At 66.0% G+C, this 23,224-nt stretch carries 20 protein-coding genes; 15 read left to right on the plus strand and 5 right to left on the minus strand.

Annotated features, from left to right (window positions below; genetic code table 11):
• The first annotated feature begins 18 nt into the window (after positions 1-18).
• Genes CEY08_RS03950 through CEY08_RS03960 form a run of 3 tightly spaced genes read left to right on the plus strand, consistent with a single transcriptional unit; the run spans position 19 to position 2,846 of the window.
• Positions 19-891: a MurR/RpiR family transcriptional regulator gene (locus tag CEY08_RS03950; RefSeq protein WP_063642159.1), complete on the plus strand. Its 873-nt coding sequence runs from the start codon at positions 19-21 to the stop codon at positions 889-891.
• Between the two features lie 13 nt (positions 892-904).
• Positions 905-2,359: an N-acyl-D-amino-acid deacylase family protein gene (locus CEY08_RS03955; protein ID WP_042796618.1), complete on the plus strand. Its 1,455-nt coding sequence runs from the start codon at positions 905-907 to the stop codon at positions 2,357-2,359.
• Between the two features lie 49 nt (positions 2,360-2,408).
• Positions 2,409-2,846 carry a RidA family protein gene (locus CEY08_RS03960; RefSeq protein ID WP_076816027.1) on the plus strand — a complete coding sequence of 146 codons (438 nt, stop codon included), beginning with the start codon at positions 2,409-2,411 and terminating at the stop codon, positions 2,844-2,846.
• A 179-nt stretch (positions 2,847-3,025) separates the two neighbouring features.
• Here the strand turns inward: CEY08_RS03960 and lolA are convergent, their stop codons facing one another.
• A complete protein-coding gene (gene lolA / locus CEY08_RS03965; RefSeq protein WP_042796616.1) occupies positions 3,026-3,649 on the minus strand; it encodes an outer membrane lipoprotein chaperone LolA in 624 nt (207 codons plus the stop codon).
• On the minus strand, positions 3,649-6,033 hold the full coding sequence (locus CEY08_RS03970) for a DNA translocase FtsK (protein WP_088607584.1): 2,385 nt from the start codon (positions 6,031-6,033) through the stop codon (positions 3,649-3,651). Before CEY08_RS03970 ends, lolA begins: the two co-directional genes overlap by 1 nt.
• Before the next feature lie 42 nt (positions 6,034-6,075).
• On the opposite strand from CEY08_RS03970, the gene trxB reads away from it, so the two are divergent.
• Genes trxB through CEY08_RS03985 form a run of 3 tightly spaced genes read left to right on the plus strand, consistent with a single transcriptional unit; the run spans position 6,076 to position 8,016 of the window.
• Positions 6,076-7,035, plus strand: coding sequence for a thioredoxin-disulfide reductase (trxB, locus tag CEY08_RS03975; protein WP_042796614.1), 960 nt, complete (start codon positions 6,076-6,078; stop codon positions 7,033-7,035).
• Complete coding sequence (locus tag CEY08_RS03980; protein WP_076816030.1) at positions 7,022-7,690, plus strand: Smr/MutS family protein; 669 nt, start codon at positions 7,022-7,024, stop codon at positions 7,688-7,690. The genes trxB and CEY08_RS03980 overlap by 14 nt, the downstream gene beginning before the upstream one ends.
• Positions 7,687-8,016 (plus strand): DMT family transporter, encoded by a 330-nt coding sequence (locus CEY08_RS03985; protein ID WP_008158844.1) that lies wholly within the window; start codon positions 7,687-7,689, stop codon positions 8,014-8,016. Before CEY08_RS03980 ends, CEY08_RS03985 begins: the two co-directional genes overlap by 4 nt.
• Before the next feature lie 13 nt (positions 8,017-8,029).
• Here the strand turns inward: CEY08_RS03985 and CEY08_RS03990 are convergent, their stop codons facing one another.
• Together CEY08_RS03990 and CEY08_RS03995 are read right to left on the minus strand one after the other, a co-directional pair.
• A complete protein-coding gene (locus CEY08_RS03990; RefSeq protein ID WP_076816032.1) occupies positions 8,030-10,120 on the minus strand; it encodes a sodium:solute symporter family protein in 2,091 nt (696 codons plus the stop codon).
• The gene (locus tag CEY08_RS03995) at positions 10,120-10,398 is read right to left on the minus strand and encodes a DUF4212 domain-containing protein (RefSeq protein ID WP_076816034.1); all 279 of its coding nucleotides are present in this window, start codon (positions 10,396-10,398) and stop codon (positions 10,120-10,122) included. Before CEY08_RS03995 ends, CEY08_RS03990 begins: the two co-directional genes overlap by 1 nt.
• A gap of 728 nt (positions 10,399-11,126) precedes the next feature.
• On the opposite strand from CEY08_RS03995, the gene kdpF reads away from it, so the two are divergent.
• The 9 genes from kdpF to CEY08_RS04040 all read left to right on the plus strand — a co-directional run bounded on the left by kdpF (position 11,127) and on the right by CEY08_RS04040 (position 21,635).
• A complete protein-coding gene (kdpF, locus tag CEY08_RS04000; RefSeq protein WP_042796610.1) occupies positions 11,127-11,216 on the plus strand; it encodes a K(+)-transporting ATPase subunit F in 90 nt (29 codons plus the stop codon).
• Entirely contained in the window at positions 11,216-13,018 is a 1,803-nt protein-coding gene (kdpA, locus tag CEY08_RS04005) for a potassium-transporting ATPase subunit KdpA (RefSeq protein WP_076816036.1), read from the plus strand. Before kdpF ends, kdpA begins: the two co-directional genes overlap by 1 nt.
• Before the next feature lie 8 nt (positions 13,019-13,026).
• Positions 13,027-15,186 carry a potassium-transporting ATPase subunit KdpB gene (kdpB, locus tag CEY08_RS04010; protein WP_076816039.1) on the plus strand — a complete coding sequence of 720 codons (2,160 nt, stop codon included), beginning with the start codon at positions 13,027-13,029 and terminating at the stop codon, positions 15,184-15,186.
• Positions 15,187-15,210: 24 nt separating this feature from the next.
• Positions 15,211-15,819: a potassium-transporting ATPase subunit KdpC gene (gene kdpC, locus CEY08_RS04015; RefSeq protein WP_076816041.1), complete on the plus strand. Its 609-nt coding sequence runs from the start codon at positions 15,211-15,213 to the stop codon at positions 15,817-15,819.
• A 51-nt stretch (positions 15,820-15,870) separates the two neighbouring features.
• The gene (locus CEY08_RS04020; protein WP_076816044.1) at positions 15,871-18,657 is read left to right on the plus strand and encodes a sensor histidine kinase; all 2,787 of its coding nucleotides are present in this window, start codon (positions 15,871-15,873) and stop codon (positions 18,655-18,657) included.
• A gap of 12 nt (positions 18,658-18,669) precedes the next feature.
• Entirely contained in the window at positions 18,670-19,362 is a 693-nt protein-coding gene (gene kdpE, locus CEY08_RS04025; protein WP_076816046.1) for a two-component system response regulator KdpE, read from the plus strand.
• A 118-nt stretch (positions 19,363-19,480) separates the two neighbouring features.
• Positions 19,481-20,266: a TorF family putative porin gene (locus CEY08_RS04030; RefSeq protein ID WP_076816048.1), complete on the plus strand. Its 786-nt coding sequence runs from the start codon at positions 19,481-19,483 to the stop codon at positions 20,264-20,266.
• 175 nt (positions 20,267-20,441) lie between these two features.
• Positions 20,442-20,732 carry a hypothetical protein gene (locus CEY08_RS04035; protein WP_076816051.1) on the plus strand — a complete coding sequence of 97 codons (291 nt, stop codon included), beginning with the start codon at positions 20,442-20,444 and terminating at the stop codon, positions 20,730-20,732.
• A 3-nt stretch (positions 20,733-20,735) separates the two neighbouring features.
• Entirely contained in the window at positions 20,736-21,635 is a 900-nt protein-coding gene (locus CEY08_RS04040) for a 4-hydroxy-tetrahydrodipicolinate synthase family protein (protein ID WP_076816053.1), read from the plus strand.
• Here CEY08_RS04040 and CEY08_RS04045 read toward each other — a convergent pair.
• On the minus strand, positions 21,613-23,154 hold the full coding sequence (locus tag CEY08_RS04045) for a methyl-accepting chemotaxis protein (RefSeq protein ID WP_076816056.1): 1,542 nt from the start codon (positions 23,152-23,154) through the stop codon (positions 21,613-21,615). The genes CEY08_RS04040 and CEY08_RS04045 overlap by 23 nt on opposite strands.
• Positions 23,155-23,224 lie beyond the last annotated feature (70 nt).

A 23,224-nucleotide genomic window follows, 5' to 3' on the forward strand; every position in this document is an offset into this window, starting at 1 on the left:
CAGACCCAGGAAGCCCACATGAACATCATCCGCGACATCGTCTTCCAGATACGCAGTCGGCGGGACTCGCTAAGCGTCACCGAGCGCAAAGTCGCCGACGCCATTCTTGACGACATCATCTGGGGCGCCAGCGCCACCGTCGACCAGCTGGCGGCCAAGGCCGGCGTCAGCATCGCCACCATCTCGCGCTTTGCGCGCACGGTCGGTTGCGACGACACGCGCGACCTGAAACTGAAGCTGGCCCAGGCCAGCACCGTGGGCAGCCGCTTCCTGGACCCCAGCGCGCCCCCCGAAGAAAGCACCTTCTACGCCCGCATCTACGCCGACATCGAAAGCACGTTGCGCGCGCACCTGCCCAACTTCACTGAACAACTGTTCGAGGCCGCAGCCGGCATCGTCGACGGCGCGCGCATGATCTATGTGTTCGGCATGGGCGGCGCATCGGCCGTGCTGGCGCAGGAAGTGCAGTCGCGCCTGGTGCGCCTGGGCTACCCCATTGCCGTCTACAGCGATGCGGTGCTGCTGCGCATGGTGGCGGCCACCCTGGACGAACGGGATGCCGTGCTGATCCTGTCGGCATCCGGCCTGACGCCGGAAATCGTGGGCGCGGCACGCATCGTCAAGCAGTACCGGGCGCGCATCGTCGCTATCACCGATGCGACCTCCGCGCTGGCCGAGCTCGCCGACGTGGTGCTGCCCATCCGCACCGACGAAACCGACTTCATCTACAAGCCTTCGGCATCGCGCTACGCAATGATGCTGGCCATCGACCTGCTTTCGACCGAGCTGGCCATGCTGAACCAAGAAGAAAACCGAGAGCGCCTGCGCCGCATCAAGCTGGCGCTCGACGAACACCGCGGCGGCCCGAACCGCCTGCCGCTGGGCGATTGAACTGGAACACAAGATGTACGACACCCTCATAGGCAATGTGCTGGTCGTGGATGGCACCGGCGAGGCCGCCTACCGCGCCAGCGTCGCCCTGGAAGGCGGCCGCATCGCCGCCATCGGCGACCTGCCCGGCGCGGCCGCCCGCCAACGCTTCGACGGCACGCGGCTCGCCCTGGCCCCCGGCTTCATCGACGTCCATACCCACGACGACACCAACGTCATCCGCACGCCGGACATGCTGCCCAAGCTGTCCCAGGGCGTAACCACCGTGGTGGTAGGCAATTGCGGCATCAGCGCTTCGCCCGTGGCCTTGCGCGGCGAGCCGCCGGATCCGATGAACCTGCTGGGCGCCCGTGCCGACTTCAGCTATCCCACCTTTGCCGATTACACCCGCGCCATCGAGGCCGCTCGCCCTGCCGTGAACGTCGCCGCGCTGGTCGGCCACACTGCCTTGCGCAGCAATCACATGGACCGGCTGGACCGTCCCGCCACGCGCGCGGAAGTGCTGGCCATGCGCGAGCAACTGCGCGACGCGCTGGCCCATGGCGCCATCGGCCTGAGCACCGGGCTGGCGTACGCCTCGGCCTTCGATGCGGACACCGAAGAAGTCAAGCTGCTGGCCGAGGCCCTGGACGAATTCGGAGCGCTCTACACCACTCACCTGCGCTCGGAATTCGCCGCGATCCTGGAAGCCATGCAGGAAGCCTTCGACATCGCCCGGCACGCCCGCGTGCCGGTGGTGGTGTCGCACTTGAAATGCGCCGGCGCCGGCAACTGGGGCCGCACGAAAGAGGTGCTGTCCACACTGGAAACCGCGGGCCGTCTGCAACACGTGGGCTGCGATTGCTATCCCTATTCGGCCAGCTCATCGACCCTGGACCTGAAGCAGGTCACGGACGAATTCGACATCGACATCACCTGGTCCGTGCCGCATCCCGAGCAGGCCCGCCGCAAGCTGGCCGACATCGCCGCCGACTGGGGCGTGACCTTGCTTGAAGCGGCCGCGCGCCTGCAGCCCGCGGGCGCGGTGTACCACAACATGCATGAAGACGACGTGCGGCGGGTGCTGTCCCATCGGCTCACCATGGTGGGTTCGGACGGACTGCCCAACGATCCCATGCCGCACCCGCGGCTCTGGGGCGCGTTTCCGCGTGTGCTGGGGCACTACAGCCGCGACGTGGGCCTGTTCCCGCTGACGGAAGCCGTGCACAAAATGACGGGCCTGTCCGCCGCCCGCTTCGGGCTGGCCGAGCGCGGCCTGGTGCGCGAGGGCTATCACGCCGACCTGGTGCTGTTCGATCCGGCTACGGTCATCGACCGCGCCACCTTCGCCGCCCCCGTGCAGACCGCCGCCGGCATCGAGGCGGTATGGGTCAACGGCGCCCTGTCCTACCGCCAGGGCGCAGCCACCGGCGACCGCGCCGGCCGCTGGCTGCCGCGCAGCGGCGACCTGCGCAAGAACTTCCAGTAAACGCCGGGCGGGTGTCTTGCGCGTCCGCCATCAATTCAAGGAGAGAACCATGAGCACGACTCCCACCGCCGACGACAACGGCATCACCCGCTACGGCGTCGCCGGCGGCACGGGCCAAGGCGGCTCGCACATGCCCTTTGCCCGCGCGGTTGCAGCCGACGGCTGGCTGCACGTATCCGGACAGGTGCCAATGGAAAACGGCGAAGTCGTCGAAGGCGGCATCGTGACGCAGTCTCACAAAGCGATCCAGCAGGTGCTGGCCATCCTGAAGGAAGCAGGCTACGGTCCAGAACACGTGGTGCGCTGCGGCGTATGGTTGGACGATGCGCGCGACTTCGCGTCGTTCAACAAGGTATTCAAGGAGTACTTCGGAGAGAATCCGCCGGCCCGGGCCTGCGTGCAGTCTTCGTTGGTGGTGGACGCCAAGGTCGAGGTCGACTGTATCGCGTATAAGCGCCCCCACGCCACGCCCGCTGACGCGGGCTAGCTGCCCCCCGAGGGGGCCCTTTCCCCTTGGGGCGGCCCGGCGGGGAAAGTGCGCCCCCACGCCACGCCCGCTGACGCGGGCTAGCTGCCCCCCGAGGGGGCCCTTTCCCCTTGGGGCGGCCCGGCGGGGAAAGTGCGCCATTCCTACGAAAAAAAGCCCGGCGTTGCCGGGCTTTGTCTTTACATCTTCACCACATCCACGCCCTTGGGCGCGACGAACTGGAATTCCTTGGCGGGCAGTTGCGGGTTGGCGGCAATGCCGGACAGATCCACGCGGGTGGTCTGGCCGAACGAGTCCAGCAGTTCGACGCGCACGGGCAGGTTGTCCTTCATGCCGATGTCGACGCGCGAAAAACCCGCGTCGGCGGTGCGCGGCTTGGCGCGCAGCCAGTCGATTCCGTCCTTGGACGGCAAGGCGGATACGTCGAACGACTGCTCCAGCGAACCCGAGCCGAACAGAATGGCAGCAGGCGACGTGCCGATGGCGGCATCGACCTTGCGTTCGGTCACCTGGGCCAGATCGGGGTCGAACTGAAACACCTGACGGCCATCCGACACAACCAGTTGTTCATAGGGCTTCTGCACTGCCCACTTGAACTTGCCGGGACGCTGAAACGAAAACACGCCGGTCTGGGCGGGTTGCGTGCGGCCCTGGTTGTTCACCGTGTACTGCGAAAACGAGCCGGTGGCCGAGGTCACCGTGGCCACGAAGGCTCGCAGTTGTTCCTGCGCGCTGGCGGCGAACACCATGGCCGGCGCCAGGCTCAAAGCCGCGACGGCGGCCAGGCGGCGTAGGGTCTTCATCAAGCTTCCTCTCGGGCGGCGGCCGCCGCGGGAACGAGGATCTCGCGGTTGCCATTGGACTGCATCGCCGACACCATACCCGATTGCTCCATCTGCTCCAGTAACCGGGCCGCACGGTTGTAACCAATGCGCAGGTGGCGCTGCACCAGCGAGATGGACGCGCGGCGATGCTTGAGCACCACTTCGCAAGCCTGGTCGTACATCGGATCCGATTCGGCGTCCCCGCCGATGCCGGTCACGCTGCTGGCGCCTTCGCCTCCATCGCCGTCCAGTCCGCCTTCCAGCAGGCCTTCGATGTAATTGGGCTCGCCCTGCGCCTTGAGGCTTTCCACCACGCGGTGCACTTCGTCGTCGCTGCAGAACGCGCCGTGGACGCGAACCGGCAGGCCTGTGCCCGGCGGCATGTACAGCATGTCGCCCTGGCCCAGCAGGGTTTCGGCGCCCATCTGGTCAAGAATGGTGCGCGAATCGATCTTGGACGACACCTGGAACGCAATACGCGTCGGGATGTTGGCCTTGATCAGACCCGTGATGACGTCCACGCTGGGACGCTGCGTGGCCAGGATGAGGTGGATGCCGGCGGCGCGCGCCTTCTGCGCCAGGCGGGCGATCAGTTCTTCGATCTTCTTGCCCACCACCATCATCAGGTCGGCAAGTTCGTCGATGACCACCACGATGGTGGGCAGCGGCGACAAGGGCTCGGGCTGGTCGGGCGTCAGCGAGAACGGATTCGGGATGGGCTCTTCACGCTTGATCGCATCGCGGATCTTGGTGTTGTAGCCCGCCAGGTTGCGCACCCCCATCTTGCTCATCAGGCGGTAGCGCTTTTCCATTTCGCCCACGCACCAGTTCAGCGCGTTGGAAGCCTGGCGCATGTCGGTGACCACCGGCGCCAGCAGGTGCGGAATGCCTTCGTAGACGCTCATTTCGAGCATCTTCGGGTCGATCAGGATCAGCCGGGTATGGGACGCGTCCGCCTTGTACAGCAGCGACAGGATCATGGCGTTGATCCCCACCGACTTGCCCGAACCGGTCGTGCCCGCCACCAGCAGGTGGGGCATCTTGGCCAGATCGGCCACCACCGGATTACCGGCGATGTCCTTGCCCAGCGCCATGGTCACGACGGAATGACTGGCGTGGTAAGTCTGCGAGCCCAGGATCTCGGACAGGCGCACCATCTGGCGGCGCGGGTTGGGCAGTTCCAGGCCCATCAGATTCTTGCCGGGGATGGTTTCCACCACCCGGATGCTGACCAGGCTCAGCGCGCGCGCCAGGTCCTTGGCCAGGTTGACGATCTGGCTGCCCTTCACACCGGTGGCGGGCTCGATTTCGTAGCGCGTGATGACCGGGCCGGCCTGCGCCGCCACCACGGTAACCGACACACCGAAGTCGGCCAGCTTCTTTTCGATCAGGCGCGACGTGAATTCGATGGTCTCGGCCGACACGGTTTCCTGGTTGGCCAGCGGCGGATCCAGCAGGCTGATCGCCGGCAGATCGCCTTCGGCGCCGCCGGACGGGGCGAAGAACAGCGACTGCTGCTTTTCCTTTTCGACCCGTTCGGACTTGGGCACCACGGTAATCGCGGGCTCGATCCGGACCGGTTGTTCGTGAACCAGCTTTTCCTGCTTGGCCACGACCTGTTCGGTACGAACGGCCTTGGCGACTTCGCCTACCTTGCGATCTTCGCGCGCGGCATAGGAATTGCGGATGCGGCGCACCAGACCTTCCAGCCACGAACCGACGCGTTCGGCCACGGACAGCCACGAGAACGAAAAGAACAGGCTCAGGCCGATGGCCAGCATCACCAGGAAGGCCAGCGTGCTGCCGGTGAAACCGATGCTGCGGCCGATCAGGTCGGCCAGCGTCTGGCCGATCACCCCGCCGGCGCCGCTGGCGTTCTCGGAGGCGCCAGGCAGGTGCGTGCCGCGGCTGGCCAGGCGCAGGGCTTCCATGCCCAGCGAACCCACCAGCAGCAGGAAGAAACCAATGCCCTCTTCCCAGTGGACGCGGGGCAACACTTCCGATTGCTTACTGTTTGTAACTTTAAGATGACTGGCAAGGCGCCGATAGCCGGCCCGCACCCGGTGCAACAGCAGTACTACCCACCACCAGGCGGAAAAACCGAACAGATACAGGAGGATGTCCGCCAGATAGGCGCCCAAAGTCCCGCCGCGGTTGTGGATGGCCCCGGCAGGAACGGAATGCGACCAGCCCGGGTCGGCCGGGTTCCACGTGGCGAGCACCAGCGTCAGCCAGGCCGCCAGGGCGGCGAAGAGAATCCAGCGGGCTTCGCGCAGCAGTGCGGATAGGCGCGTCTGCAGGGGAGAAGGCCCGTTACGGGTATTGCGCGAGGCGCGCGGAGAAGCAGTCGAGATACGCGGCATGCGGCTCATTATAATTGGGCGTTAACCTAAAGATACCCGCCCATGTCCACGCCCAAGCACGCTAAAGTTTTGATACTCGGTTCCGGCCCTGCCGGTTACACGGCGGCCGTCTATGCGGCACGCGCCAATCTGAGCCCTGTTCTTGTTACAGGTCTGGCCCAAGGCGGCCAGCTCATGACCACCACGGACGTCGACAACTGGCCGGCGGACGCGGAGGGCGTGCAGGGCCCGGACCTGATGCAGCGCTTCCAGAAGCACGCCGAACGTTTCAACACCGAAATGATCTTCGACCACATCGCCAAGGTTGATGTGTCCAAGCGCCCGTTCACCCTCACGGGCGACACCGGCAAGGTCTACACCTGCGACGCCCTCATCATCGCCACCGGCGCCTCGGCCAAGTACCTCGGCCTGCCGTCGGAAGAGGCCTTCATGGGCCGCGGCGTGTCCGGCTGCGCCACCTGCGACGGATTCTTCTACCGCAACCAGGACGTGGTCGTGGTCGGCGGCGGCAATACCGCCGTGGAAGAAGCGCTCTACCTGTCGAACATCTGCCGCAAGGTCACCCTGATCCATCGCCGCGACAAGTTCCGCGCCGAGCCCATCCTGGTCGACAAGCTCATGAGCAAGGTCGAGAACGGCAATATGGAACTCAAGCTGTTCCATACGCTGGAGGAAGTGCTGGGCGACGACAGCGGTGTGACCGGCGTGCGCGTGCGCCACGTGGACACCGGCGTCACCGAAGACATGGCGGCCACCGGCGCGTTCATCGCCATCGGCCACCAGCCCAACACCGAAATCTTCCAGGGCCAGCTGGAAATGAAGGACGGCTACATCGTCACCAAGAGCGGCCTGTCCGGCATGGCCACGATGACCTCGGTTCCGGGCGTGTTCGCCGCCGGCGACGTGCAGGACCACGTCTACCGCCAAGCCATCACCAGCGCGGGCACGGGCTGCATGGCCGCGCTGGACGCGCAACGGTGGCTCGAGAATGCGGGGCAATAAGGTCGGCCTGGCCGACCTGAAACGCCTGAAGAAAGACCTGCAGGCCGAGCGCGAACGCGCCGCCCTCGCCCAACGGACGGCGGCGCTGAAAAAGCCCGAGTCCGCTCCCCTGGACGAAATGGCGGCGTTCAAGCGCACGATGCAGTCGGTCACGCCGCTCAAGCAGGCCGCGCGGGTGGAACACAAGCCCCTGGCGCAACCCGCGCCTGCCCTGCGCCGCGCCAATGCGCTGGGTGAAACGCCCTCGCGCGCCGATGCCGGTGTCTCCGATGGCGGCGAAATTACGCATCTGCTGTCCGAGGGCGGCACGGCCTTCGTGCGCAGCGACGCCGCGCCGGACACCGCCCGCAACCTGCGCCGCGGCCAATGGCGGGCCGGCGCCGAGCTCGATTTGCACGGCCTGCGCGTGGAACAGGCCCGCCACGCCCTGCTGTCGTTCCTGGACGAATGCCTGGAACACGGGATCCGCTGCGTGCGCATCGTGCATGGCAAGGGCTACGGCTCGCAGGGGCTTGAGCCGGTGCTGAAGGACAAGGCCCGCACCTGGCTGGTGCAAAAGAGCGACGTCCTCGCGTTCTCCGAGGCTCCGGAACGCGAAGGCGGCGCCGGCGCCCTGCTGGTGCTGTTACGGCAATCGGAAGGAACCCGCAAATGAAGTGGCTTTACCTGGGCGTGGCCATCATCGCCGAGATCTTCGCAACCAGCGCGCTCAAGGGATCCGAAGGCTTTACCCGGCTGATGCCGTCCATCGTCACGGTGTTCGGCTACCTGATCTCCTTCTACTTCCTGTCGCTGACGCTGCGCGAGATCCCGGTGGGCATCGCCTACGCCATCTGGTCCGGCGTGGGCATCGTGCTGATTTCCATCGTGGGCGCGGTGCTGTTCAAGCAGCACCTGGATACCCCGGCGCTGATCGGCATCGGACTCATCATCGCCGGCGTGGTGGTGATGAACGTCTTCTCGAAGTCCGTTTCGCACTGAGCCGCCGCGGCGTTCAGGCCCGTTCGCCCTGCGGCTTGGTCGCGCCCGGATGACGCAGGTAGTCCACCAGCGCCAAGGTGGCGCGGTCGGGCGGCGGAGTCAGCAAGGACACCACGATTATCGTCAGGAAGGCCACCGGCGCGCCGAACACGCCCGCCGCGATCGGCTGGATGCCCCACCACAGGTCCACCGGCTGCGTGCGCGAAATGCCCAACACCCACTCGCGCAGCCACGGGTGCGTATGCGTCATGTAGGCGAACGTCACCGCCAGTCCCGCCGCCATGCCCAGCGTAGCGCCCCACTTGTTGGCGCGGCGCCAGAAAACGCCCATGACCAGCGCCGGGAAAAAGGACGAAGCCGCGAACGAAAACGCGGCCGACACCATGAACAGAATGTCCGCCGGCTTGCGCGCCGCCACCCACGCGGCGCCGAAGGCCACCAGCAGCAACAGGATCTTGGACACCATCACGCGGCGCGCCGCCGACATGCGCGGCGAAACCATCCGGTACCACATGTCATGCGAGAGGGAATTGGACAAGGTCAACAGCAAGCCATCGGCGGTGGACAGCGCCGCAGCCAGCCCGCCCGCTGCCACCAGGGCCGAAATCACGTAGGGCAAGCCGCCGATTTCCGGCATGGCCAGCACCACTACGTCGGCGCCCATGCTGATCTCGCTCAATTGCACGATGCCGTCGCGATTGACGTCGGTCACGTCCAGCAGATTGCTGTCCACGGCGCTCCAGGCGTGCACCCAATTCGGCAGGCTGAGGAAGCTGGACCCGACCACCTGGGTATAGACCTCGTACTTCACCAGCAGCGCCAGCGCCGGCGCCATGAAGTACAGAAGCAGGATGAACAGCAGCGACCAACACACCGATTTGCGCGCCTCGATGACCGAGGGCGTGGTGTATGAGCGCATCAGGATATGCGGCATGCCCGCAGTACCCAGCATCAGGCAGAGCACCAGCGCCAGGAAGTTGACACGCATGTTGCTCTGTTCGACCGGGTCCTTGGAAGGGAAAGGCTCCGCATGCGGCGTGGCCGGCGCCGCCCGCGCCTCGAAAGCGGCCTTCGATTGCGCCCATGCGATCCGCGCCTCTTCCACGCTGCCGGGATAGCTGGCCAGCTCGCGCTCGGCCGAGCGGATTTCGACCATGGGTGCGTCGGTGGCGTTCAGTTGCGCCAGCCGGCTGCGCAGCTTGTCTTTTTCCAGCGCCCACGATTCGGGCAAGGCCGCCATGCGGCGGCCCATCTCGTCGGCGCGCTCCTGCCACAGCCGCCGCACCTCGATTTCGGATGGGTCGTTCTGCAGGTAGACCTCTTTTTCGGTGACCTGCTGCAACACCACGCCGGCCGACAACTGCGGCACGGGCATGTTCGTGTGCTTGATCGACAGCCACACCACCGGCACCAGATAGGCGATGACCAGGATGATGTACTGCCCCACCTGCGTCCACGTCACCGCGCGCATGCCGCCCAGGAACGAACAGACCAGCATTCCGCCCAAGGCCACGAAGATACCGAGCTCGAAAGAAATGCCGGTCATGCGCGTGGTGATGATGCCCACGCCGTAGATCTGCGCCACCAGATAGGTGAAGGAACAGAGGATGGCGCAGGCCACGCCCGCCAGGCGCGGCATGTTGCCGCCATAACGGGCGCCCATGAAGTCGGGAATGGTGTACTGGCCGAAACGGCGCAGATAGGGCGCCAGCAGCATCGCCACCAGCACATAGCCGCCGGTCCAGCCCATGATGTAGGCCAGCCCGCCGTAACCCGTCAGGTAGAGCGTGCCGGCCACGCCAATGAAGGACGCCACCGACATCCAGTCGGCGGCCGTGGCCATGCCGTTGTAGATCGCCGGCACCCGGCGGCCCGCGACGTAGTACTCCACCTGGTCCGAGGTCCGGCAGACGATGCCGATGCCGGCGTACAGGCTGACCGTGACCAGCAGGAACACGTAGCCGATCCAGTTGCGGGGCATGCCCAGGATTTCGGCCAGCGCCATCAGCAGGATCATCAGCGCGAAGCCTGCCGTATACAGCACGTAGATGCGCCGCAGCCGGACTCTGAATTGCTGGGGTGTGTCTCCGCTGAAAAACGGCATCAGCGGGGCCCCCCCGCGTCATCGGAGCGCTCATCGGCGCGGTTCATGACCCGGGCGTAAATGCCGATGATGACCAGATAGGCCAGCGGCGCGCCATAAGCGGCCATCCAGAAGGCGAACGGCCAACCGATGAAGTCGACGCTCAGGCTGCGGGCAAAAAAAGCGGGGATGAAGGTCAGCGCGGCCCAGACGACAAGCAACGCCAGGATCAGCCACAGATTGCGGCGCCAATAGGGAGTCGTGTCGGGTTTCGAGGATGAAAAGCGCGATTCCGGCATAACTAGGACGAGCGGACCCTACCTGATTATTGCGAAACGCGGCGCTTGAAAAGCCTTTGCGCTTGAAATGCCGGCTTTTTATGCGACAACGGCTGGCACTACCTGGTGCCAGCCGTTGTGCGTTTTGCTTTTTTTGGGTACTGCTTTACTTTTTTTATGTACCGGTGCCGCCGGTATTTGCCCATGCAGGGCTTTGTCTCCTCACCTGCATGGGAAGAGATTCTGCACCAGATGCGGGATTGTCACACTAGGGGAATGCCCTAAGAAGGAGCATTCATTTACATATTTCCCGCACCAATGTGGTGCATTTTGCCTATCAAGTTCTAAATATTGGGATTTTTTGGGAACCTTGCGGCCCAAGATGCTCCCGACGCCCCGCTCCGGACGCCGTTTCCGGCAAGCCTTTCAGTGTGAGGCACAGCGGTGGACACCCCATGCCCGTATTCGGGCAGCGCCGGGCCCCACCGCGCGTTTACGTTTCATTTATACCCCCCTCCCCAACGTATACCCCGTTTTTATCCCCTGCTCCGTAACCTGCCGGTGTCCTGATTGGTCACTTCGCCTGCCCGGCGCGCATCCCTCGCCGCGCAGGCCCGTCGTTCGAAGGGAGCGCCGCTCCCGGGGAGGAAAAACGTGGATGCCATCTATATCGCCGTCTTCGCCGTCATGGCCGGGCTGACTTTCGCTCTGCTCCGGTTCTGCGAAGCCTTGTCTTCGGGAGAGCAGTCATGAACTGGCTCTATGGGTTGAGCGGCCTGACGGCCGCCCTGTTGTTCGTGTACCTGCTGGTCGCGCTATTCAAACCGGAGAAATTCTGATGACCGCCGAATTCATCGGATTGCTGGTCGCATACCTGGCAGTCCTGCTTGCGATCGCGCCGCTGCTTGGGCGCTACATCCGCATCGCCATGGAAAACGGACAATCCCGGATGACCGCCTGGGGCCGCCCGATAGAACGCGGCATCTATCGGCTGGCGGGGATAGACCCGCAGGCGGAGATGGGTTGGAAGCGCTACGCCGTGGCAGTGCTGGCCTTCAATATCATCGGCATCGCGGCGGTCTACGCCCTGCAGCGCCTGCAAGGCGTGCTGCCGCTGAATCCTGCGGGCATGGGCCCGGTCTCTCCGGACTCCGCCCTGAATACCGCCATCAGCTTCGTGGCCAATACCAATTGGCAAGGCTACGGCGGCGAGTCGACGATGAGCTATCTGACGCAGATGCTGGCGTTGACGGTACAGAATTTCGTCTCGGCAGCCACCGGCATCGCCGTGCTGTTCGCGCTGATCCGCGGCCTGTCGCGCCACTGTTCGGCCACGGTCGGCAACTTCTGGACCGACATGGTGCGCAGCACGCTTTACGTCCTTCTGCCGCTGTCGCTCGTGCTCGCGCTGGCGCTGGTGAGCCAGGGCGTAATCCAGAACTTCAGCCCCTACCAGGAAGTCCAGACGGTCGAGGCCGTGCGCTATGACCAACCGCGCGTGGATGCCCTGGGCCAGCCCGTGCTGGACGCCAAGGGGCAAGCCGTGACGGATCCGGCCGTCAGCAAGACTCAGACGCTGGCCATGGGCCCGGTCGCCTCGCAGGAATCGATCAAGCTGCTGGGCACCAATGGCGGCGGCTTCTTCAATGCCAACTCCGCGCATCCATTCGAAAACCCCACGCCCCTGGCGAACTTCCTGGAAATGCTGGCCATCCTGGCGATTCCCGCCGCGCTGTGCTTCTCGTTCGGCGAGATGGTGGGCAATCGGCGCCAAGGCATCGCGATCCTCGCGGCCATGACCGTGCTGTTCGCGGCATTCGCGCTGTCCGCCGGCTATTTCGAGCAGCAGCCCAATCCAATGGCGGCGCAGGCCGGCGCCGACAGCTCGCTCAGCGTCTTCTCGCCCGGCGGCAACATGGAAGGCAAGGAGACCCGCTTCGGCATCGCCGCCACTTCATTGTTTGCCACCGTCACCACGGCGGCGTCCTGCGGCGCCGTCAACGGCATGCACGATTCACTGAACGCCATGGGCGGACTCACGCCGATGCTGCTGATGCAGTTGGGCGAAGTGGTCTTCGGCGGCGTGGGCTCGGGCCTGTACGGCATGCTGGCCTTCGCCATCCTGGGCGTCTTCATCGCCGGCTTGATGATAGGCCGCACCCCGGAGTACCTGGGCAAGAAAATCGAAGCCTACGACATGAAGATGGTCTCCATCGTCATCCTGGCGACCCCGCTGCTGGTGCTGGCCGGCACTGCGCTGGCGGTTTCGGTAGCGGCTGGCCAGGCTGGCGTGCTGAACCCCGGCATCCACGGCTTTTCCGAAATCCTCTACGCCCTGACGTCCGCCGCCAACAACAACGGCAGCGCCTTTGCCGGCTTGTCCGCCAACACCCCCTTCTACAACGTGCTGCTGGGCATCGCGATGTGGTTCGGCCGCTTCGCGATCATCGTCGCCATCCTGGCGATGGCCGGCTCGCTGGCCGCCAAGCGTCGGCTCCCCGCCGGCCCCGGCAGCATGCCCACGACGGGCCCGCTGTTCGTGGTGCTACTGATCGGCGCGGTGCTGCTCGTGGGCGCTTTGACGTACGTGCCCGCGCTGGCCTTGGGCCCCGTGGCGGAACACCTGCAAATTAAAGGCTAGGAATGAAAATGGCCAAGATTGAAACCTCTACTACCGGCGCCGGAGGCGGCGCCGCCCGTGCCGCATCGCACGGCGTGCATGAACGCCAATTCGGCATGTGGTCGCGCGCCCTGATCGGCCCAGCGGTGCTGGACAGCCTGCGCAAGCTCTCGCCCGCCGCCCAGTTGAAGAACCCCGTGATGTTCGTGGTGTACGTGGGCAGTATCCTGACCACGGCGCTATGGATCATGGCCTTGCGCGGCCAGGCCGAAGCGCCCGCCGGATTCATCCTGGCGATCGCGGTGTGGCTCTGGTTTACCGTGCTGTTCGCAAACTTCGCCGAAGCCCTGGCCGAAGGCCGCGGCAAGCAGCAGGCCGCCACCCTGCGGGGCCTGCGCACCACCATCGACGCGCGCCTGCTCAAGGGCTTTCGCGATGCGGACGCCAGCACGGCACAGCCCGGCGCCTGGCGCGGCAAGGCCGTCAACCAGCCATCGGGCCTGCTGCGGCGTGGCGACGTCGTGCTGGTCGAAGCGGGCGAGACCATCCCGGGCGACGGCCAGGTCATCGCCGGCGTCGCGTCGGTGGATGAAAGCGCCATCACGGGCGAGTCCGCTCCCGTGATCCGGGAATCCGGCGGCGACTTTTCCTCGGTGACCGGCGGCACGCGCGTGCTGTCGGACTGGATCTTCGTGCGCATCGCCGCCGATCCCGGCGAGAGTTTCCTGGATCGCATGATCGCCATGGTCGAAGGCGCCAAGCGCCAGAAGACGCCGAACGAACTGGCGCTCACCATTCTGCTGGTGGGCCTGACGGTGGTGTTCCTGCTGGTGGTCGTCACCCTCATGCCCTTCTCGATCTACGCGGTCAGCGCCGCGGGCGGCGGCGCAACAGTCACCGTCACGGTGCTGGTCGCGCTGCTGGTCTGCCTGATTCCCACCACCATCGGCGGCCTGCTGTCGGCCATCGGCGTGGCCGGCATGAGCCGCATGATGGGCGCCAACGTCATCGCGACGTCCGGCCGCGCGGTCGAGGCCGCCGGCGACGTGGACGTGTTGCTACTGGACAAGACCGGCACCATCACCTTCGGCAACCGCCAGGCCTCGACCTTCCTGCCCGCGCCAGGCGTCTCCGCGCGGGAGTTGGCCGAGGCCGCGCGTCTGGCATCGCTGGCCGACGAAACGCCGGAAGGCCGCAGCATCGTCGCGCTGGCCGACAGATCCATCCACGCGCCCGCCCCGACCACGACAAACGCCGAGTTCGTGCCTTTCACCGCGCAGTCCCGCATGAGCGGCGTGAACCTGAATGGCCGCATGATCCGCAAAGGCGCCGTCGATGCCGTGCAAGCCTGGCTGGGCGCGCAGGACTCAACCGTGCCGGAACAGGCCCTGCGCCTGGCCGAAGACGTGGCTCGCCGCGGCAGCACGCCGCTGATGGTCAGCGACGGCAACCGCGCGCTCGGCGTGGTCGAACTGAAGGACATCGTCAAACCGGATATCCAGTCGCGCTTCGCGGAACTGCGCCGCATGGGCATCAAGACCGTGATGATCACGGGCGACAACAAGCTCACCGCCGCGTCCATCGCCGCCGAGGCGGGCGTGGACGATTTCCTGGCTGAAGCCACGCCCGAGGCCAAGCTCAAGCTGATCCGCGCCTATCAGGCCGAAGGCCGGCTGGTGGCGATGACCGGCGACGGCACCAACGATGCGCCCGCCCTGGCGCAGGCCGACGTAGCGGTGGCGATGAATTCAGGCACCCAGGCCGCCAAGGAGGCGGGCAACATGGTGGACCTCGATTCCAATCCCACCAAACTGATCGAAATCGTCGAAATCGGCAAGCAGATGCTGATGACGCGGGGCGCGCTCACGACCTTCAGCGTGGCCAACGACGTGGCCAAGTATTTCGCGATCATTCCGGCCGCGTTCGCCACCGTCTATCCGCAGCTCAATGTCCTGAACATCATGGGCCTGGCCACGCCTGCCTCGGCCATCCTGTCGGCCGTGATCTTCAACGCGCTGATCATCGTGGTGCTGATCCCGCTGGCGCTCAAAGGCGTGCGCTACCGGCCGCTGGGCGCGGCCGTCCTCTTGCGCCGCAATCTGCTCATCTATGGCCTGGGCGGGCTGCTGGTCCCCTTCGCCGGCATCAAGCTGGTCGATATGGTGCTGGCCGCCCTGGGTTGGGCCTAGGCCCCGAACTGCTAGGAGATTCACATGAAAAATTCCACGTCCCTGCCGCGCCAAGGCGGCATCCTGCGCCCCGCGCTGGTCGTCTTCGCGGCGCTGTCGCTGGTGACCGGACTGGCCTACCCCTTTCTGACCACGGGCATCGCGGCCGCCGTCTTCCCCCACGAAGCGGCCGGATCGCTGATCAAGCAAGACAACCGCATCGTAGGTTCGGAGCTGATAGGCCAGGCGTTCAGCTCGCCGGGCTACTTCTGGGGCCGCCCCTCCGCCACTGCACCCATGCCGTACAACGGCGCCGGCTCCAGCGGTTCGAACCTGGGGCCGCGCAATCCCGCGCTGGCTGACGCCATCCAGTCGCGCATCGCCGCCTTGAAGGCAGCCGATCCCGATAACCCGGTCCCGGTACCGGTGGACCTGGTTACCGCGTCGGGCAGTGGCCTGGATCCGCACATCAGTCCGGCCGCGGCGGCCTATCAGGCCGCACGCGTCGCGCGCGCCCGCAACCTGTCGCGCACGGACGTCGACGCCCTGATCCAGGCCCATACCGAAAGACCCTGGTTGGGCGTACTGGGAGACCCTGCGGTCAACGTGCTGACGCTGAACCTGGCGCTGGACCAGTTGCGTCCGGCGCGCTGATGCCGCGGCGTATAGTATTGCCAGCCGTCTCCTCATACCTATTGCGCGTTCATGGCTGATATCGCTGGCGAGCGTCCCGATCCCGACGCGCTCTTGAAGACCCTGGACGATGCCGCGCGACAGGCGGTGCGCGGCAAGCTGCGCGTCTACTTCGGATCGTCCGCCGGCGTGGGCAAGACCTACGCCATGCTGGTCGCCGCGCGCGCGCAGGCCACCCAGGGCGCCGACGTGCTGGCAGGCATCGTCGAAACCCACGGGCGGCGCGAAACCGCCGCGCTGCTGGAAGGCCTGCCCGTCCTGCCGCTCAAGGACGTCGCGTACCGGGGCCACGCCCTCAAGGAATTCGACCTTGATGGCGCGCTGGCCCGGCATCCGGACCTGGTGCTGGTGGACGAACTGGCCCACTCGAACGCGCCCGGTTCGCGCCATGCCAAGCGCTGGCAGGACATCCATGAACTCCTGACGGCCGGCATCGACGTCTGGACCACGCTGAACGTGCAGCACCTGGACAGCCTGAACGAAGCAGTGGGCAGCATTACCGGCGTGCGCGTCTGGGAAACCGTACCCGACGAGGTCTTCGACGCCGCCGATGAAGTCATCCTGGTGGACCTGTCGGCCGACGAGCTGTTGCGCCGCCTGAAGGAAGGCAAGGTCTATCTGCCCGAGCAGGCGCGCCACGCCACCCGCAATTTCTTCCGCAAAGGCAACCTGATCGCGCTGCGCGAGCTGGCGCTGCGCCGCACCGCCGATCACGTGGACGAGGACGTCCAGGCGTACCGCCGCGACCGGGCCATCGAGCCCGTATGGCGCACGCGCGAAGCCGTGGTTGCCTGCATCGGCCCGGACATGGACGCCGACTACATCATCCGCAGCGCCCATCGCCTGAGCCAGCAGCTGGAATGCGATCTGCACGTGGTCACCATCGACATCCCGCGCGCTGCCCCGCCGCCTCAGGCGGAGCAGGAACGGATGCAGCGCAGCCTGGCCCTGGCGGACGCGCTGGGCGCGCGCAGCGAGGTCCTCGCCGGCGGCGACATGGTCGATGCAGTCGTGCGCTACGTGCGCCGCCACAACATCACCAAGGCCATCATCGGACGGACCCGCGCCAGCGGCCTGCAACGCCTGCGCCTGTCACTGTCCGCCGTGTTGACCGCGGCCCTCTCCCCGGGATGGCTATGGCGCCGCCACAGCTTTGCCGACATGTTGGCTGCGGGCTGCCCAGAGATCGACATCATCCGCCTGGGAGCGCCCCCGCTGCCAGCCGCCTCCCCGCCCGGACGCGATCCGCTCACGCTGGGCAGGCAAGCACGCCAGGCCGCCGATGAAAGCAACCCGCGGCCGCTGGCGGGCTACGCCTGGGCGCTGTGCTACTGCGCGGCGGCCACCGCGCTGTCCATGCTTGCCTTCCCTGCCCTGCACCAGACCAACATCGTCATGCTGTTCCTCCTGGCAGTAGTGGCGGTGGCGCTGCGCCACGGCCGTGGACCGGCGGCGCTGGCCTCGGTAGTCAGCGTCGGCCTGTTCGATTTCTTCTTCGTGCAGCCGCTGGCATCCTTCGCCGTTTCGGACGTGCAGTATCTGCTGACTTTCGGCGTGCTGCTGTCGGTGGGCCTGCTCATCGGCCAGTTGACGGCCGGCCTGCGCCTGCAGGCGCAGACTTCGGTCAAACGCGAAGCCGATGCGCGCAGCCTCTACGAATTCGCGCGCGAATTGTCGTCGGCGCTGCTGCCGGAGCAGATCGTCACCCTTGCCGGCGCCTTCGTGCATGCCACCTTCGGCTCGCGTTGCGCCCTGTACATCCTGGGCATGGACGACAGGCTGAAGCTGGCGTCGCCCGCCGCGGAGGACATGCCGCCGCTGGAATCCGCCCTGGCCCAATGGGTCTATGACCACGGGCAGCCCGCAGGCGCTGGCACCGCCACCCTGTCCAATAGCGAATTGCTGTACCTGCCGCTGAAGGCGCCCATGCGCACGCGCGGCGTGCTGGCGCTGGCTGCCCCGCGTCGCAGCCTGTTCCTGAATCCGGACTCGCGCCGCCAGATCGAGGCCTATGCCACGCTCATCGCCATTGCGCTGGAACGCCTGCACTATGTGGAAGTCGCGCAGCAGGCGCTGGTCAGCATGGAATCCGAGAGGCTGCGCAACTCGCTGCTGGCGGCCGTGTCGCACGACCTGCGCACCCCGCTGACCAGCCTGGTCGGCATGACGGACACACTGATGCGCCAGCAGGCGGCGTTGCCGCCCGACGTCCACGAGACCATCCGCGCCATGCGCGACCAGGCCCAGCGCATGCACGCGCTGGTCGCCAACCTGCTGGACATGGCGCGGCTGCAAAACCGCGACACGCCGCTGCGCCTGGAATGGCAGTCCATCGAAGAGCTGGTCGGCGCCTCGCTTGCCGCCATGCGCGAACCATTGGCCGCGCACCGCGTCACCGTGGACCGCCTGTCGCATCTGCCGCTGGTGGAATGCGACGGCGTGCTGATCGAGCGCGTGCTGTGCAACCTGCTGGAAAACGCGGCCAAGTACACGCCTGCGGGCAGCGCGCTGCGGCTGCATGCCGCCGTCCAGGACGGTGAACTGCGCGTCTCCGTCAGCGACAACGGTCCCGGCGTGCCGCCGGGCGCGGAGCGCCGTATCTTCGAGAAATTCACGCGCGGCGACCGCGAGTCGGCCACGCCGGGTGTCGGCCTGGGCCTGGCGGTTTGCGAAGCCATCATTACGGCCCATCATGGGAAAATCTGGGTCGAGCATGCCCCCGGTCAGGACTCCGGCGCGCAGTTTGTCTTCACACTGCCCCTGGGCACGCCGCCTCCGATCCAATCCGAAACCCCTTGAGCCTCCCACCGCATGTTCGATTACCAGCCTGCCGTCCTGATCATTGAAGACGACGCCAACATCCGGCGCTTCGTGCGCCAGGCCCTGGAAAGCGAGGGCTGCGTGGTCCACGAGGCCGAAACCGTCAAGCGCGGATTGATCGAAGCCGGCACGCGCCAGCCCGACGCGGTGGTGTTGGACCTGGGCCTGCCCGATGAAGACGGCATGACCCTGATCCGCGAACTGCGCGGCTGGACCGAAGTGCCGGTACTGGTGCTTTCCGCCCGCAGCGCCGAAGCCGACAAGGTCGATGCGCTGGACGCCGGGGCCGACGACTACCTGACCAAGCCCTTTGGCGTCAGCGAATTGCTGGCGCGCCTGCGCGTGCTGCTGCGGCGGCACGCCAGGGGCGGCGCCGGCAATGCGTCCGAGATCGCCTTCGGCGACGTGCGCGTGGATTTCGCCCGTCGCGTGGTCGAACGCGCCGGCCAGCACGTGCACCTGACCGCCATGGAATACCGGCTGCTGGCGGCGCTGCTTGCGCATCGCGGCAAGGTCATGACGCACCGCGAACTGCTGCGCGAAGTGTGGGGGCCGTCGCACGTGGAAAGCAACCACTATCTGCGCATCTACATGGGCCATCTACGCCAGAAGCTGGAAGCGGACCCGGCCCAGCCCGTCTACCTGTTGACCGAGATTGGCGTGGGCTATCGCTTCGCGGGCTGAGCCAGGCGCCGGCGGCGCGTATTGATGCCGCCTTTACACGCAGCCCGCAAGTCTTGTCTCGGGCTTTATGCCATTCCTCCTATTGTTGCGGTCCCATCCAACACTAGGAGCACTCCCCATGCCCCGCCATCCCCTGGCCGCCTTCGCGCTGCTGACCCTGGCCGCCGCGCAAGCCGGCAATGCACTGGCCGCCGACGCGCCCGCCGACACCGCTGGCGACGTGCCGGCCGTCTCTGATTTCGCCTTGACGGCCAATCTCACGCTGGCCAGCCAATACCGGTATCGCGGCCTGATGCAAAGCAATAACAAGCCGGCCATCCAGGGCGGATTCGATCTGAGCCACTCCAGCGGCTTCTACCTGGGCAACTGGAACTCCAGCATCAGCTGGCTCAACGACAGCAACAGCGATGTCTCGGCCCCCGTGGAAATGGACTTCTACGGCGGCTACAAGGGCACTCTCGCAAAGGACGTGCCCGTCGACCTGGGCGTCCTGCGGTACTACTACCCGGGCGACTATCCTTCCGGCTACACCAGCCCCGATACCACGGAGCTGTACGCCGGCATCGGCTATGGACCGGTGATGTTCAAGTATTCCCTGTCCCTGACCAACCTGTTCGGCTTCGCCGACAGCAAGTACAGCCAGTATCTGGACCTGTCCGGCAACTTCGACACGGGCCTCTGGGGCCTGACCCTGAACGCCCACGTCGGCCGGCAGTGGGTGCGCAACGTCGACAATGGCAACTACACGGACTGGAAACTCGGCCTGACGAAAGACTTCGGCCAGGGGCTCTCGGTGTCGCTGGCCTATCTGGACACCAATGCCGATCGCGCTGTGTACACCAACACGCGCGGCCGCGACATGGGCCGCGCCACCGGCCTGCTGTCACTGACGAAGACATTTTGAAGACCCCGGGCGTTGACGCGTTTTTTACGCGTCGCGTCCGTTTTTATCGGCAGGATTTATGGCGCCCTTCCTATAGTGGAACCGTCATCAACCAACCCGATCGCGGAACGCCGCCAGCAGCGTCAGCGTCCCGCTCACCGCCATGATCCCTCGACTGCAACCCCGCCACACCCCTATGTCCGACATCCTGCCCGCGCAGCGCACAAAAGGTTTGGCAGACCTGGTCGCCCTGACCGTCAGGATCGACACGCTGGACGCGCTGAACGTGCGGCTGGCGCTGCATCGCGCGCTGGGCGAGCGCATCGGCGTCTACATTCTGTCCGTGGATCACGCCCATGCGCAAAGCGTGCTGCAATTGCAATGCGACCGCGCACAGCTCGACGCGCTGATGCACGCTGTCATGTCCGGCCTGCCCCGCGCGGAGTTCGGCGCCGTGCGCCCCGCGCACCCGATCACGGTGCAGTAAGCCATGGACACGCCACGAAAGACTGCATTCGAGGGCATCTGGCTGCCCATGATCACCCCGATGCGCGGCGGCTATGTGGACCTGGAGGCCGCGCAGGCGCTGGCCCGCTATTACCGCAACGCGGGCATCGCCGGCCTGGTGTTGTTCGGGTCAACTGGCGAGGGCAGCCTGCTAAGCATGCCAGAAAAGATCGACATGATCGAAGCCATTTCCAGCGACCCGCACGCGCTGCCCCTGGTGTTTGGCGCGGGCGGCGTCGATACGCGCGGCGTGGCCGCCGCGATCCGGCGCCTGGACAAATACCAGCCGGCCGGCTACCTGGTGCCGCCCCCCTACTATCTCGGACCGTCCCAGGCAGGCATTCTGTGGCACTACCGGCAGATCGCCTGGGCCACCGAGCGGCCCATCATCCTCTACAACATCCCCAAGCGCACCGGCGTGACGATGACCGTCGAAACCATGGAGACACTGGCTGCCCTGCCCAACTTCTGCGCTGTGAAGGAATGCAATCCTTCCGTATTGGCGGCGCTGAATGCGCGCGGCACCTTGGCTCCGCTTTGCGGCGAGGACCTGGCTCTGCTGGACCACTTCGCGGCGGGGGGCCGCGGGGCCATTCCGGCCGCCGCGCACCTCTATCCCGAGCGCTATATCGAAGTGATGCAACTGGCCCGCGACGGCCATCTGGAAGCCGCGCGCGCACTGTTCGAGCCGCTGCGCGGCTTGATCCGCCTGCTTTACGCCGAACCCAATCCCGCGCCGATCAAACGGGCGCTCGCCATGCAGGGGCTTGTCGCCGACGAACTGCGCATGCCCATGACCAGCGCCAGCCGCGAGCTGGGGCAACGCCTGCAGCGGGCCATGAGCGTGGTGCAGGGCTCGCCTAGCCGGCTGCAGACAGCTTGAAGACGGACACCGCGCTCGCCAGTTCGCCCGCCTGGTCGCTCAGGGCGGCGGCTGACGCCGCGAACTCTTCGACCAACGCGGCGTTCTGTTGCGTCACGCCGTCCAGATGCGTCACGGCCTGGTTGATCTGCTCGATGCCGACGCTCTGCTCGGCCGACGCCGTGGCAATCTCACCCATCAGCGGTGCGCTGGTGGCGGCCGATTCCAGCACGTTGCCCATGGTTGCGCTGGCCTGCTCGACACGCTGGCTGCCCCGAGCCACCGAGTCCGCCGACGCTTCGATCAATGTCTTGATTTCCTTGGCTGCGGTAGCCGAACGCTGAGCCAGCGCGCGGACCTCTCCCGCCACCACCGCGAAGCCCCGGCCCTGTTCACCCGCTCGCGCAGCTTCCACGGCGGCATTCAGCGCCAGGATGTTGGTCTGGAATGCGATCTCGTCGATCAGCCGGATGATTTCGTCAATACGCTGCGAGCTCTGCGAAATCTCGCGCATGGCATCTATCGCGTGCTGGGTTTCATCGCTGCCTTGCCGTGCCAGTTGCGCCGCCTGGCCGGCCAGCGAGCTGACCTCGCGGACGTGCTCCGCGCTTTGCTTGGCGGTCGCGGTAATTTCCTCGACGCTGGCGGCCGTCTGCTCCAGCGCGGCGGCCTGCTTTTCGGTGCGGTCCGATAGGTCCATGCTGCCCGCCGCGATCTGGCGCGACGCCGCGGCAATGGATGCCGTGGAATGCACGATGCTGCGCACCGCGGCATCCAGGCGTCCCTGCATCCGCGCCATGGCATCGAACAATCGGCCAATCTCGCCCCGCTGATTGCGAGGCACGTCGCCCGACAGATCGCCGTCCGCCACGCGTTCGCATACCGCCACCGCCTCGTCCAGCGGCCTCAGGACGTGGGTGCGGAAGAAGCGCAGCGCCGCCGCCAGCAGCAGAACCAGAAGGCCCAGCGTCATGCCGCCCTGCCGCCACAAAGAACTGTAGAAAGCCTGATCGACGTCGTCCACGTAAAGACCCGAGAACATCAGCCAGCCCCATTCGGGGTCGTAAGCGGCGTAGCTGATCTTGGGCAGCGCCCGCTCCGTTCCCGGCCGTGGAAAGAGATAGTGCGTATAGCCCCCGCCCGCCTTGCCCTGGGCATACAGATCCTCGAAAATCGCTTGCCCCTCGCTGTCCTTGATGGCCCGCACGTTGGTGCCAACCAGTTTGGCATCGGGATGCACAAGCAACTCATAGCCATCGCTGAAGGCGCCGACGTAACCGTCCTCACCGTAGCGCAATTGCGCCAGCCGCCGCGCCACATTGCGCTTGGCCTCGTCCACGGCCATCCCCTCGCGCACGCTCTGCTTGCCGTTACGCACGATGCCCGCCGCCAGGTCCAGAACATGGCGCAGCTCGGTCTTGCGCTCGGCCACCATCTCGGCACGGCGTTCCCAGCTGCCCCATGCGCCCAGGGCCAGCACTGCGGCGCCAACCGCGAACACAAACCACAGCAGCTCTCTGCGCAAGCTGGAATTTTTCATAGTCCCTCTTATCTCTGACCATTCGTCATGAAACCAATCACGGCCGAATGTGACTATTTATGTATACGTT

This window comes from Achromobacter insolitus, from assembly GCF_002209555.1.
Classification (GTDB): domain Bacteria; phylum Pseudomonadota; class Gammaproteobacteria; order Burkholderiales; family Burkholderiaceae_B; genus Achromobacter; species Achromobacter insolitus.

Bases quoted from the DNA above. Each gene is read 5' to 3' on its own strand.
- CEY08_RS03950 (WP_063642159.1), top strand. From the start codon at position 19: ATGAACATCATCCGCGACATCGTCTTCCAGATACGCAGTCGGCGGGAC.
- CEY08_RS03955 (WP_042796618.1), top strand. From the start codon at position 905: ATGTACGACACCCTCATAGGCAATGTGCTGGTCGTGGATGGCACCGGC.
- CEY08_RS03960 (WP_076816027.1), top strand. From the start codon at position 2,409: ATGAGCACGACTCCCACCGCCGACGACAACGGCATCACCCGCTACGGC.
- lolA (WP_042796616.1), bottom strand. From the start codon at position 3,649: ATGAAGACCCTACGCCGCCTGGCCGCCGTCGCGGCTTTGAGCCTGGCG.
- CEY08_RS03970 (WP_088607584.1), bottom strand. From the start codon at position 6,033: ATGCCGCGTATCTCGACTGCTTCTCCGCGCGCCTCGCGCAATACCCGT.
- trxB (WP_042796614.1), top strand. From the start codon at position 6,076: ATGTCCACGCCCAAGCACGCTAAAGTTTTGATACTCGGTTCCGGCCCT.
- CEY08_RS03980 (WP_076816030.1), top strand. From the start codon at position 7,022: ATGCGGGGCAATAAGGTCGGCCTGGCCGACCTGAAACGCCTGAAGAAA.
- CEY08_RS03985 (WP_008158844.1), top strand. From the start codon at position 7,687: ATGAAGTGGCTTTACCTGGGCGTGGCCATCATCGCCGAGATCTTCGCA.
- CEY08_RS03990 (WP_076816032.1), bottom strand. From the start codon at position 10,120: ATGCCGTTTTTCAGCGGAGACACACCCCAGCAATTCAGAGTCCGGCTG.
- CEY08_RS03995 (WP_076816034.1), bottom strand. From the start codon at position 10,398: ATGCCGGAATCGCGCTTTTCATCCTCGAAACCCGACACGACTCCCTAT.
- kdpF (WP_042796610.1), top strand. From the start codon at position 11,127: ATGAACTGGCTCTATGGGTTGAGCGGCCTGACGGCCGCCCTGTTGTTC.
- kdpA (WP_076816036.1), top strand. From the start codon at position 11,216: ATGACCGCCGAATTCATCGGATTGCTGGTCGCATACCTGGCAGTCCTG.
- kdpB (WP_076816039.1), top strand. From the start codon at position 13,027: ATGGCCAAGATTGAAACCTCTACTACCGGCGCCGGAGGCGGCGCCGCC.
- kdpC (WP_076816041.1), top strand. From the start codon at position 15,211: ATGAAAAATTCCACGTCCCTGCCGCGCCAAGGCGGCATCCTGCGCCCC.
- CEY08_RS04020 (WP_076816044.1), top strand. From the start codon at position 15,871: ATGGCTGATATCGCTGGCGAGCGTCCCGATCCCGACGCGCTCTTGAAG.
- kdpE (WP_076816046.1), top strand. From the start codon at position 18,670: ATGTTCGATTACCAGCCTGCCGTCCTGATCATTGAAGACGACGCCAAC.
- CEY08_RS04030 (WP_076816048.1), top strand. From the start codon at position 19,481: ATGCCCCGCCATCCCCTGGCCGCCTTCGCGCTGCTGACCCTGGCCGCC.
- CEY08_RS04035 (WP_076816051.1), top strand. From the start codon at position 20,442: ATGTCCGACATCCTGCCCGCGCAGCGCACAAAAGGTTTGGCAGACCTG.
- CEY08_RS04040 (WP_076816053.1), top strand. From the start codon at position 20,736: ATGGACACGCCACGAAAGACTGCATTCGAGGGCATCTGGCTGCCCATG.
- CEY08_RS04045 (WP_076816056.1), bottom strand. From the start codon at position 23,154: ATGAAAAATTCCAGCTTGCGCAGAGAGCTGCTGTGGTTTGTGTTCGCG.